Here is a 12619-nt window from a genome sequence, read left to right on the forward strand (position 1 = left end):
TCAGAAGTCGATCGCGGCGAAGAACACCGCGAACAGGCCATCGAGGACGATGACCATGAAGATGGACTTCACCACCGACGCGGTGACGTGGCGGCCGAGCGATTCCGCCGAGCCTTCGACCGCGAAACCCTCGATCGTGGCGATCACCCCGATGGTCAGCGCCATGAACGGCGCCTTGATCAGGCCGACCATGACGTGGTGGACGCCCACCGCCGCCTGGAGCCGGACCAGGAACTGGTCGAGGGTCAGGCCGCCATAGAGCATCGCGGTGAGGCCGCCGCCGGCGAGCGCCGCGAGGTCGCCGATCAGCGTCAGCATCGGCAGGCCGATCATCAGGGCGAGCACCCGGGGCACGATCAGAATCTCGACGGGGTCGAGGCCCATGACCCGGAGCGCGTCCACCTCCTCGCGCATGCGCATGGAGCCGATCTCGGCGGTGATCGCCGAGCCGGAGCGGCCGGCGACCATGATCGAGGTGAGCAGCACGCCCATCTCGCGCAGGATCAGCAGGCCGATCAGGTTGACCACGAAGGTCTGGGCGCCGAAGCGCTGGAGCTGGAAGATCCCCTGCTGGGCGACGATGCCGCCCACCAGGAACGAGATCAGCACGATGATCGGCGTGCCGTTGAGCGCCACCTGCTGGATCTGGTTGATCAGGGCGTTGCCGCGGAACGTGCCGGGCCGCAGGGCGACGCGTCCGCAGGCGGCGATCAGCTCGCCGAGGAAGGCGAGGGCGGTGACGAATTCATGGCCGCCCTGCACCGTCTGGCGCCCGGTGGCATCGAGAAGGCCGACGACCGGGCCGTGCCGCCGGGGCGGCGGCGCGTCCGGCTCGCGCAGGCGAACCTCCCCCAGAAGGGTGCGGTGCTCCGGCCGTGCGTTGAGATAGGTGAGGGCGCCCCCCGCCTGCTCGATCTCGGCGCGGGTCCGCTCCAGAACCCAGGCGCCGAGGGTGTCGAGGCGCTCGATGGCCGACAGGTCGACCGCCACCGGCCCGGCGCGGCCGGCCGCCGCGATGCCCGCGGCCGCGGCCTCGACGGCCGGGCCCTGGTCGGCGGTCCAGCGGCCGTCGAGCGTCAGACGGCCGTCGGCCGTCCGGTCCCGCAGCGCGGCGCCGGCCAAGGCGCCGGGAACAGTGCCCTCGCTCAGCAACACCCATACTCCTCGATCGAGGCACCACCCTGCCCGGCGGTTATGACGACATTACGGTTGACGATCCGTCTCCAACCTCACCCCTGAAGCGCGGCGTGAGGCCAGGGCGAGCCCCAGGCCCGCGGCGGCGAGCGGCGCCATGAGCAGGAAGGCGAGGGGGCCGCCGGCCCGGTAGGCGACGCCGCTGCCCAGGGTCGCGACCACCGAGATCCCGGCATTGACCGCGCTGAGCGTGCCCTGCGCCCGGCCCCGGGCGCCGTCCGGGGCGTAGGCCGAGACCGCCGCCATGGCGCCGAGTTGCGTCGCCCCGAAGGTCAGGCCGTGGAGGCATTGCAGCGGCACCAGCGCGGCGAGATGGTCGCCGAGGAGGAACATGCCGACCGACCGCAGGATCGCCGCGACGGCCCCGGCACCGAGGAGCCGCACCGGGCTGCGCCAGGCGGCGGGCATGGCGGGCAGAGCGGCGAACAGGGCGATCTCGGCGAGCACCCCGGTCGCCCAGAGCGAGCCGACCCAGGCCGCCGGGATCCCCTGGCTGATCCAGTAGATGCTGCCGAACCCGTAGATCGCCCCGTGGCTCGCCTGGATCGCGGCCGCCGCGCCGATGCATAGCCACAGCTTCAGCGGCAGCCGCGGCCGGCCGGCTCCCGCCGCGGACGGCGGCAGGGCCGCCACCGCGCGGCTGCGCCACGCCACCAGCGCCGCGCCGAGGGCGAGGCCGGTCAGCAGCAGCGGCACGGCGAGCCGCCCGCCCAGCGCCGTCAGAAGCACTCCGCCCGCGAGGTTCGCCAGCAGGAACGCGACGGAGCCCGCCATCCGGATCCGCGAATAGGCGAGGCGGGAATCCCCGCGCACGGCCGCGAGGGTCAGGTAGTCGATGCAGGGCACGAGGGGCGCGCCGGCGACCGCGTTGAGCACGATGAGCGCGGCGAGCCACGGCCAGGCGATCCCGGCTGCGGCGGGCATCAACGCGTAGGTCAGGCTGAGCGCGAGGCTGCCGAGCAGGATCAGCCGGCGCGGGCCCAGGCCCCGGTCGAGCAGGCTCATGAGCGGGGCCGTGGCGGCGATCCGCGTGGCGATCGGCAGCGCGAGCAGGAGGCCGATCACCCTTGCATCGAGGCCCAGGGCGTCGAGCCACAGGGGCATGAACGGCATCGCGATGCCGATCTCGGTGAACACCACGGCGTAGAGCAGCGACAGGCGCGCCGGGCCGGACGGGCGGGGCAAGGCGGGTCTCGACGGGAGGGGCGGGGGGCGTAGGCCGTCCGTAAGCGCCCGTTAAAGGGAGTCTGTCAAATTCCCGGGGATTGGCGCGCACCTGGGCGGGCCGCTACCGCGCCCGCCGCCAGCGTCCAGAGAGGCCCATGTTCGGTTCCGTGACTCCGAGCGCGCATGCGTCGGCCGAGTACGAGGCGATTGAGGCGACGATCAGCGCCAGCGAGCGCGGCCGCTGGTTCCTCGCCGAATACGCCCGGCGCAACCGGGGCCCCGAAACCGAGGTGCTGCTCGGAGCGATCGCACGGCTGGAGCGGAGCGTCACCGCCGACCGCGGGCAGGAGGCTTTCGGCCACCTGCGCGGCAACCTTCTCGACATGGCCGACGCGATCAGCCGGACCAAGGGCGAGATCGCGGCGCTCAACGCCCCGAACAGCGACGAGACCCGGCTGACGCAGGCGTCGCTCGCCCTCGACGCCATCGTGCGCGAGACCGAGCAGGCCACCTCCGACATCCTCAGCGCCGCCGAGTCGATCCAGGAGGCGGCCTGGACCCTCCGCGAGCATGGGGCCGACGCGCAGGCCTGCGACGCCCTCGACCGCCACGCCACCGCGATCTACACCGCCTGCTCCTTCCAGGACCTGACCGCGCAGCGCACCGCCCGGATCGTCTACACCCTGCGCTACCTGGAGGACCGGGTCTCCGCGATGATCGCCATCTGGGGCGAGGACGCGGTGCGGGTGCCGCCCCACCGGAGCGCGCGGCCGGCCGGCGAGCCGGCCGATCTGAACCAGAGCGACGTCGACCGCTACATCGCCATGGACGTACCGGCCATCACGGTGGCCGCCCTCGTGGCGCGCCCCGGCAGCCCGGCGCTCCACGAGGATCTGGTGTTCCTCCCGGTCTCGGCGGAGGCCGAGCCGGATGCGGAAGCACCGGAGCGGGTCGCGGATTCCGAGCCGGAGGCCGTCGCGGCGCCGGTCGACGAGATCGAATTGGTGGCCGACCTGGTGGCCGACCTGGACACCGTTCCCGGGTTGGCCGACGAGCCCGAGACTGTCTCGCCCCCTGACACCGGCACCTTCGCCGAGGCCGCGCCGGAGCCCGACGCCGCGCCGGAGCCCCACGCCCCGCTCGGAGCGGATATGGCCGATCTGGCCTGGGGCGAGGCCGTCGCGGCGGCCCCCGAGCCGGCCATGCCGCCGGAGGATCCGGCCCTGAGCTTCGCCGAGATCGCGGCGCTGACGCCGGAGCAGCGGCTCGCCCTGTTCGCCTGACGACTTCCGAGCGAGGCCGACGCGGCGCCGGCCATCCGCGCGCATGGAAGACCGCGCCGCCGCATCCGCCTGAGGCGGTTCGGCAGGCGCGTCCCGACGCGGACCCTGCTATCAGGGCCGCCCCCGGCAATCCCGAGCAAGCACGTCCGTGGCCCTGCACCTGATCAAGCTCTGCGTCGGCCCCGCCACCATCGCCGACCTCGAGGCCCGGCAGGCCCGGTTCCGGGAGGAGGCGCTCCGGGACGGCCGGCCCGCGGCCCCGTTCCACGTCACCCGCACCCTGCCCAAGCGTCACCGGGAGATCACCGGGCGCGGCTCGATCTACTGGGTGATCCGGGGGACTCTGTCCTGCCGGCAGGCGATCACCGCGATCGAACCGCTGACCGGCGAGGACGGCATCCCGCGCTGCCGGTTGGTCTTCGATCCGCGCCTCGTCCCGGTGGCGCCCCGGCCCTGCCGGCCCTTCCAGGGCTGGCGCTACCTCACGGCGCGCGACGCGCCGGCCGACCTCGGCGCCGAGGCGTCGGGGGACCTCGCCGAGATGCCCGAGGCCCTGCGGCGCGAGCTGGTCGGCCTCGGCCTGCTGTGAGGATGTAGCGCCCCCCACCGCTCAGTCCCCCGCACGCCCTCCTGAGGCGCCGGCGCACGGCGGTGGCCGCGAAGGAAGTCCTCCAGACGGCGCCGCGATCCCTGCATCCCTGCGAGGCCTGCTGCCGCGGACCCCTCAGGTGAGGGGGAGGGTGGGACAGCTCTCACCCCGGCCTGCAAGCCGCCGGAGCCGATCTCGGCCCCGGCGGGATCCGTCCTACGCCCCGTCGAAGCGCCCGCTGGCATGGGCCAGCATCGTGTAGACCTTGCCGGTCTCGGAGGTCAGGTAGGCATCGGTGCGCTTGGCGTCGCTGTCGTTCTTGACCACGTCGCCGAGCAGGCGCTCGAACTCGCTGACGTAGCGGTCGACGCTGCGGCGGAACTCCGCATCCGACCGGTACCGGCGCTGGATCTCCGCGAAGGTCGCCCGGCCCTGCGGCGTGTAGATCCGCGGGTCGAACAGGTTCGGCTCGCCCCGGCGGTACCGCTCCCACAGGTCGACCGCGGTCCGATGCTCGATCATCTTGGCGATGTCGGTCGAGATCGTGTCGAGGGCGATCCGCCCGGTCTCGGCGGCCGCCACCGCGGGCCGGCGGGCCGGCTGTGCGGGGGCCGGCGCGTCGGCAGCGGGAACCTCCTCCTCGTCGTCGTCCAGCGAGGCGCGGGTCAGCAGGTCGGACAGCCAGCCGCGCTTGTCGCCGGCCTGTGCCGGGCGGGCGGTCGCGGAGGGGCGGGGCGCCTCGATCCGGGCCGGGGCGGCGCGCGGCGCCGCCGCGGGGGCCGGGAGCGCCGGGGCGGCGGAGGCCGCCGGTGCGGCCGAAGGCGCGACCGAAGGCGCGGCCGCGGGGGCCGCGGCCGCGACGGCGCGGCCCCCGCCTTCCGCGACCCGGCGCTGGGGCTGGGCCTGCGGCTGGGCGACGTCGACCGAGCGACCGGAGCGGGAGACCAGGGACGACAGCTCGTTGAGCGCCTTGATCTGGTCCGCCACCACCCGGCGCATCTCGCCGGTGGCATCCTGCGTCTCGCGCGGCAGCTCGAGGACGCCCTTGGCGAGTTCGGCGCGGGTCGCGTCGAGTTCGCCGCGGATCGAGCCCGCCATCTCGCGCAGAGCCGAGAAGGAATCGCCGAAGCTGGCCTGGGCCTCCTGGAAGCCGCTGCGCATCTCGCGGGCCGCCTCCTCGATGACCTGCCGGACGCCCTGGGCGGCCTTCTCGCCCTCGGCGCTGGCGCTGTCCTTCAGGTCGGCGAAGGCGCTCGTCACCGAGGCCCCGGCGCCCTGGGCCGACTGGGCCAGGGACTCGCCGACGCTGCGGGCCCGCTCCTCGGCGGCGCGCAGGGTCTGCTCGATGGTCTGCGCCAGGGCGTTGCCGTTCTGCTCCAGGGCGGCGGCCCGGGCCTCGAAGGTGGCCAGCGCCTCGGTGAGCTTGGTCTCGCGGCCCGACAGGGCCGAGTCCAGGCGCTCCTCAATGGCCGCCAGGGAGGCCGCGGCCCGGTCGAGGGCCGCCACGTGCGCGGCGGTCTGCTCGCCGAGGGAACGGCCGCGGCCGTCGAGGGTCTCGGCGAGGCGCGAGGCCTCGCTGAGCGCCCCGTCGGCGGCGCCGCGCAGGGCCTCGACCTGGGCCGAGACGCCGGCGCTGGCGCGACCGGTCTCGGCGGCGATGCGCTCCAGGGCCCCCTGGACCTGCTCGATCCGGCCGGCGAGACCCCGCTCGATCGCGCCGAGGTTGGTGTCGGCCCCGGCCACGAGGTCGGTGAGCGCGGTGTTGGCGGCCTCGATCCGCTGCAGCAGGCTGCCGAGTTCGCGACCCATCCGGTCGTTGGTCTCGAACAGCTCCGAGAGGGTGCGGCCCGCGCCGTCCTCGACGGCGGCGCGCAGCAGCTCGGCCGAGGCCCGCGACTGCACGGCCAGTTCCTCGGTCCGCGCCCGCAGGCTCTCGGCCAGGGGCACGCCGGTCTCGGCGAGCGCCCGCTCGATCGCCTCGGCCCGGTCCGCGAGCGCCCGGGACAGGTCCATCATCGGCCCGTCGATGGCGCCGCGCAGGCGCTCGACATGGCCCTCCAGGCTGTCGCCGACCGCGCGGCCGCTGCCCTCGACGCTGGCGACGAGCGCGCCGCCGCGCTCCTCGATGGCGCGTACCAGGGTCTCGGCGCTCTCGGCGAGGCGGCGGGACAGGGCCTCGCCGCGGGCATCCACCAGGGCGCCGAGCGCCGTGGCACGGCGCTCGAACCCGGCCCCGAGGGCCTCGGTGCGGGCGTCGATCAGGCCGGCGAGCGCGGCCTCGCGGCGGCTGAGGGTCTCGGCCAGCGCCGCGTTATGGGCGTCGACCTGCTCGGCATGGGCCCGCGCCCGCTCGTCGAGGGCGGCGACCAGGGACGCCGTGCGCTCGTCCATCAGGCCCGCGAAGGCCTCGTGGCGGTCGTCGAAGGCGGTGGCCAGGGTGTCGGCGCGCTGCGCCACCAGGGTCGCGAACAGCCGCATGCGGCTGTCGATGCGCTGGGTGAAGGCATCGGCGCGGGCGTCGACGCCACGGGCCAGGGCCTCGCTCTGCGCCTCCACGGCCTGCGCCAGGGCCGCGGTGCGGCCCTCGACGATGCCGTCGAGATCCCGCAGCCGGGTGTCGAAGGCCTCGACCAGGGCGCCGGTACGACCCTCGACGACGCCGTCGAAATCGCGCAGCCGGGTGTCGAAGGTCTCGACCAGAGCGCCGGTACGGCCTCGGACGACGCCGTCGAGGTCGCGCAGCCGGGCGTCGAAGGTCTGAACCAGGGCGCCGGTGCGACCTTCGACGACGCCGTCGAGATCCCGCAGCCGGGTGTCGAAGACCTCCACGAGGGCGCCGGTACGGCCCTCGGCCGCCGCCACCAGGGCCTGGCTGCGGTCCTCCAGAAGCCCCTCGATGGACGCGCGCGCCTGCTCGAAGGTCGACCGCAGGGTCTCGATGCGCGCGTCGACCCGCTCGGACACGTCGCGGCCGGTACCTTCGACCAGCGCGCCGAGGCGGTTCTGCACCCGATCGAACAGGGTCTGCAGCTCGCCCGTCCGCTCCTTGAGGGTCTCGGCGAGCCGGTTCTCGCGCTCCTCGAGCAGGCCGGCGATGGCCGGGTTCACCCCCTCGATGGTCGCCTGGAGCGCCTGGGTGCGGTGCTCGATGGTCCCGGCGATCTGGCGGCCGCGGTTGTCCACGAGGCGGTCGATCTCGCCCTGCGCCCGCTCGAACAGGCCCTGAAGGTCCGAGAGGCGGGAATCCAGCAGGTCCGCCATCTGGGCGGGTGCCGCGTCGAGGGTCGCGCGCAGGCCCTCGGTCCGGGCCGCGATGGCGTCGGCGACGTCCTGGCCGCGTCCGTCCACGAGGTCGCGCAGGCCGGCCTGAGCCTCCTCGAAGAGGGTCTGCAGGCGCTGCGTGCGCGCGTCGAGGGTGGCGGCGAGCTGGCGCTCGCGGGTCTCGACCAGCGCCGAGACGGCGGCGGGCGCCTCCTCCAGCACCGCGCGCAGGGATTGGATGCGGGCATCGACCGTGGCGGCGAAGCGGCCGCCGCCGCCCTCGACCACGCCGTCGAGGGCCGCCTGGGCCTCCTCGAACAGGGTGCGCAGGGCCTGGGCCCGGGCGGTGAGGGTGTCGGCGAGGCGGTTGCCGCGGCCGTCGACCAGGCTCTCGAGATGGCCGAGCCGCTCGTCGAACAGGCTGCCGAGCTGGCGGGTCCGTTCGTCCAGGGCGCCGCTGGCGGAGCCGAACGCGCCCTCCAGGGCGGTGACCAGCGCCTGCCCGCGGCCGTCCAGCGCGGCGTGGATCGGGCCCATGCGGCCGTCGAGGGTGGCGGCCAGGGTGCCGGCGTGGTCGTCCAGCATGACGCGGATCTGGTTGGTCCGGTCGTCCAGCAGGGTGTGGACCGAGCGCACGCCCTCGTCGAGCAGGCCGCTGATGTCGGCGGTGCGGCTCGACAGGGTGTGGCCCAGGCGGCCCTCGCCGGCATCGAGCATCCGCTCGGCATCCGCGATGGTCTGCTGGAGCTTGGCGAGCACGCTGTCGCCGCGCTGGTCGATCAGCTCGGCGAGGGAGGTGCCGCCGCGGTCGAGCAGGCGGGCCAGCTCGGTGATCCGGCCGCCGATCGCCCCGAACACGGCGCGGCCCTTCTCGTCGAGCTCGCCCGACATGGCGGCGATGCGCTCGTCGATGAGACGGCCGAGGAGGTCGGCGCGCTCGGCGAAGGCGGCGTGCACGGCCTCGGTGCGGGCGGTCAAAGCCGCGTCGGCGCTCTCGGTGCGCTCGTCCACCAGCCGGACCATCGACTCCGCACGGTTCGCCAGCGCGGACTCGAGGCCGCGGGTGGCCTCCTCGATGGTGCCGGTGAGGGCGCGGACGCGCTCGGCCATGGCGCCGTCGAGGCCGCCGGTCCGATCGGCGATCATCGCCACGAGGTCGCGGGTCCGGCCGGCCAGCTCCTCGTCCACCGCGCGGGTGCGCGCCTCGATGAGGCGGATCGCCTCGAAGGCCTGCACGCCGAAGCTCTCGTCCACGAGGCGGGCACGCTCGTCCAGGGTCTCGGCGATCGCCTGCAGGCGGCCGATGACGCCGGTGTCGAAATGGCCGGCGCTCTCCTCGATCCGGCGAGCGATCTCGCCCGTGTGCCGGGCGATGTCCTGGCCGAGGCCGTTGGTGCGGCCCTCCAGCATCTCCATCAGGCCGCGATGGCCCTCGGCCATGACCCGCGCCATCTCGTCGGTCCGGGCGCGCAGCGCCTCGTCCGCCGCGCTGGTGCGGCTTCCGAGATGACCGTCGATCTGGCCGACGAGGTCGGCCACGGTGGCGGCGATCGCGGCGGCCCGCTCCGCGGAGCGCGTCTCCAGGCCCCCGAGATGGGTCTCGATCAGGCTGCCGGCCTCGCGGGCCCGGGCCGTGATCGTCTCAGCCACGGCCTCGCCCTTGCCGGTGAGGAGCCGGTCCATCTCCTCCAGACGGGCGCCGACGGTCTCGCCGAGGGCGGCGGTGTCACGGCCGATCCGGTCGGCCAGGATGTCGCCGCGGGCGATGGTCTCCTGCAGGGCGGCGAGGCGGCTGCCCAGCGTCTCGTCGATCGCCCGGACCCGGCCGTCGGCGGTCTCGGCGAAGCTCGCACCGGTCTGGCTGAGGGTGTCGGCGATGCGGGCGCCCTGGCTCGCCACGGCGAGCACGATGTCGCGGCCGGTGCCGCTGATCCGGGCCTGGGTCTCGTCGGCATGGCTGGCGAGCAGCTCGGCGACGCCGCGGCCATGCGCGCCGAAGGCCGCTTCCATCTCGCCGATCCGGGCGGCGAGGTCGGCCGAGATCGCGCGGGCGGCCTCGGCGAGGCTGCCGGTGGCGTCGCCGGTCCGGGCGGCGAGTTCGCGGTTGAGGTCGTCGAGCGCGGCGCGGACGGCCGATACGGCGGCCGTGCCGCGCTCGCCGAGTTCCGTGCCGGCGCGGTCGGCGGCGTCGCGGAACCTGGCGGTGAGGATCGCGGTCTCGGCCTCCACGGCGCCGGTGACCTCGCCGGAGGCGGTGCGCAGGGTCTCCAGGGCCGCGGTGAGCCGGGCGGCGGCATCCCGCGTCTGCGTCTCGGCGGCCTGGCCGGCCTGATCGGCGGCGGCGCGCAGAGCCGCGGCGGCCTCCTCGGTGCGCGCCGACAGGGTGGTGGCGGAATCCGCGACCCGGCGCTCGAACACCCGCACGGCCTCCAAAGTCCGGGCCTCGACCGCGCCGGTGGCCTCGTCGGTCGTGCCGCGCAGGGCGCTGGTGGCCGCCTCGGCCCCGCGCTGGAGCGCCGCGACCGCCTCGGCGGTGCGGCCGTCGATCTCGCCCGACAGGCTCTCGACGGTGCCCCGCAGGGATTGGACCGCCGAGGAGGCCCCCGCCTCGAAGCCCTGGCCCAGGGCCGCGAAGGCGGCCTCCAGGCGCGCCGCCACCGTCTCGGTCCGGTGCGCGATGCTGCCGCCGGCCTGCTCAGCCGCGGCGGCGACCCGGTGCTCCAGGTCCGCGGCCCGGACCGTCACGGTCTCGTCGAGGCGCGCCGCGATGCCGTCCATCCGCTCGGCGAGGGCGCTTCCGCGCTCCGACAGCCCTTCGGCGATCCGCTCGGCGGTGCCGACGAGGTCGTCGCGCACGGCGCCGGCACGGGCCGTCAGGGTCTCACCGGCGCCGCTGGCCGCCAGCGCCAGGGCAGCCTGGGCATCGCGCCCGCGGCCCTCGATCGTCTCGGCGACCGACAGGCCGGCGCTCTCGATCTCGGCGCGCAGCGCGAGGCCGCGGCCGGCGATGTCCTGGGTGAGGGCCGAGCCGGTCTCGGCGAAGCGGGCGGTGATGTCGGCGCCCATCGCGCCGAAGCGCTCGGTCAGCTCCGAGCCCCGGGACAGGAAGACGGATTCCAGCCCCGTCACGGATCGCTCGAAGCTCTCGCGCACGGTGCCGGCCTGGCGCTCCAGCGCGTCGCTGACGCGGCTGCCGGTCTCCTCCAGGGTCCGGGTGAGGGCGCCGGCATTCTCGGACAGGCGATCGGCCAGGGTGGTGCCGGCGGCCTGGAAGGCGCCGGTCGCCGCGCCGGCGCGATCCTCGAAGCTGCGGGTCAGGGTCTCGCCGACCTCCTGGATGGCGCCGCGCACCTCCTGGCTGGTGGCCGCGAGGGTGTCGACGAGGTCGCTGCCGCGGGCGGTCATGAGGTTGACCACCCGGTCGCCGGCCTCGCCCAGGGAGGCGGTGATCGCGGCGCCGCGGGTCTCCAGGGCGCCGGTCACCCGCTCACCCGCGCCGGTCACGGCCGAGACGATCCGGTCCGAGGCGCCTTCCAGGTCCTGGCTCAGGCTCTGGTGGGAGCCGGCAATGGCGCTGCGCACCCGGTCGGCGTTGGTGACGATCGCCTCGCGCTGGGCCACCAGCTCGTCCACGAGGGAGCGGATGCGGATCTCGTTGTCGGAATAGGCCCGCTCCAGGGTGGCGATCTCGCCCCGGACCAGGGTCTCCAGCTCGCCGGCCCGGGCGAGCGCCCGCTCGACGCCGTCGCCCACCGCCGCCACCTCGCGGCGCACGGTTTGCGACATGGTCAGGACCGCGTCGGTGGAGAAGCTCTCGGGCTCGGCCAGACGCACCGCGACCTCGCCCACCGCACGGGCGACGAGGCGCATCTCCTGGGCGCGCACCGCCAGCATGGCGGCGATCACGAACAGCACCACCGGGCCGAACAGCGCCGCGGCGCCGACGCTCGCCTGCAGGGCGGAGAGCCCCGACACGACGGCGCGCAGGTCGCCCTCGGACTTCGACCACGCGATCAGCACCAGGGCGCCGATCCAGACGGCGCCGGCGGCGAGCGCGAGCAGGTAGGGCTTGGGCGAGGAGCGCACCCGCAGGGTCTGCTGCAGGATGCCGATGTTGCGCCGGTCGTCGTTGGCCACCAGCGAGCGGTCGGGGGGCAGGAGCCCGCCCTCGCGGCGCGGGCGGTCCAGGCCCGGCGGCGGCAGGTCGGAGGCGAGCGGCGGGTCGAGATCGAGGCGCGGCGGCATGGTCCGCCCGGCGGCATCGAGGCCGCCGTCGAGCAGCGGCTCGGCGTCACCCACATCGGGCAGGCGCGGCTCGGCGCGGCCATCGGTGCCGTTCGGCGTCAGGGCGTCGAGGTTCAGCGCCTGCTCGATCGCAGAGAGCGCGGCCTCGGCCGGGTCCTTCAGCTTCTTCTCGGTCGCCATTCAACGCCTCGTTACACGGGTTCACCGACGCCTTGGGGAAGGCTGATGCCGGAGACGCAACGCCCCGTTTACCATTACAAGACTAAACTCAGGCAGCGACTGCCGATACCCGAGCCCTCGACTGGCCCCAGAAAACGTTAACCGAATGGTTACCGCGCCCGTCGCTCACCGCGTCCACCATCCTGCCGCACGGGAGGGGTCCGGCGCGATCCCCACCCGGCGAATCAGGGGGTGAATTGTGTGGATCAGATCCGCAATCCCCGACGAATCCGGATGCCGGGAGCCCGAGCATGCAGGCCATCGACCCCGCGGAACTGGACGCCCAGACCGGTGGCGACGCCGAGCTGGCCCGTGAGGTCCTGGATCTGTTCGCCGGCCAGTGCCGGTCGATCCTGCCGCGCCTCGCCGACCCGGCCGTGCCGCGGGACGCGCGCGCCGACCTCGCCCATACCCTGAAGGGCTCGGCCGCCGGCGTCGGGGCCGTGCGCGTGCGGGCCCTGGCGGATGCCGCGGAGGCGCGCCTGCGGGACGGCACCGGGCCCGTGCCGGTCGACGACCTCGCCGACGCGGTCGCGCAGGCGCTGGCGGAGATCGCGGAGGCCCGGGCCTGACGGGGTCGCCGCAATGCGGCGATCGATCCGGGACCGGTGTCTAATGCCGCGCTTGCATTCCGCGTTTCCAGCCGCCAAGCAGGCACGCC

General features: G+C 74.9%; 6 protein-coding genes. 3 read left to right on the forward strand and 3 right to left on the reverse strand.

All coding sequences use genetic code 11. The features are described from left to right. The gene (locus A3862_RS21560) at positions 1-1155 is read right to left on the reverse strand and encodes an ABC transporter permease (RefSeq protein ID WP_043355836.1); all 1155 of its coding nucleotides are present in this window, start codon (positions 1153-1155) and stop codon (positions 1-3) included. Positions 1156-1203: 48 nt separating this feature from the next. Then, the gene (locus tag A3862_RS21565; RefSeq protein ID WP_043757163.1) at positions 1204-2379 is read right to left on the reverse strand and encodes an MFS transporter; all 1176 of its coding nucleotides are present in this window, start codon (positions 2377-2379) and stop codon (positions 1204-1206) included. Between the two features lie 137 nt (positions 2380-2516). On the opposite strand from A3862_RS21565, the gene A3862_RS21570 reads away from it, so the two are divergent. Together A3862_RS21570 and A3862_RS21575 are read left to right on the forward strand one after the other, a co-directional pair. Next, positions 2517-3644 carry a hypothetical protein gene (locus A3862_RS21570; RefSeq protein WP_043757162.1) on the forward strand — a complete coding sequence of 376 codons (1128 nt, stop codon included), beginning with the start codon at positions 2517-2519 and terminating at the stop codon, positions 3642-3644. Between the two features lie 148 nt (positions 3645-3792). Then, positions 3793-4233, forward strand: coding sequence for a DUF1489 family protein (locus A3862_RS21575; RefSeq protein WP_053608474.1), 441 nt, complete (start codon positions 3793-3795; stop codon positions 4231-4233). Between the two features lie 216 nt (positions 4234-4449). Here the strand turns inward: A3862_RS21575 and A3862_RS21580 are convergent, their stop codons facing one another. After that, positions 4450-11919 carry a hypothetical protein gene (locus A3862_RS21580; protein WP_111473986.1) on the reverse strand — a complete coding sequence of 2490 codons (7470 nt, stop codon included), beginning with the start codon at positions 11917-11919 and terminating at the stop codon, positions 4450-4452. A gap of 290 nt (positions 11920-12209) precedes the next feature. Here A3862_RS21580 and A3862_RS21585 point away from each other — a divergent pair, with 290 nt between their 5' ends. Then, positions 12210-12530, forward strand: coding sequence for an Hpt domain-containing protein (locus A3862_RS21585; RefSeq protein WP_043347408.1), 321 nt, complete (start codon positions 12210-12212; stop codon positions 12528-12530). Positions 12531-12619: the final 89 nt, after the last annotated feature.

Source organism: Methylobacterium sp. XJLW (assembly GCF_003254375.1).
GTDB lineage: Bacteria > Pseudomonadota > Alphaproteobacteria > Rhizobiales > Beijerinckiaceae > Methylobacterium > Methylobacterium fujisawaense.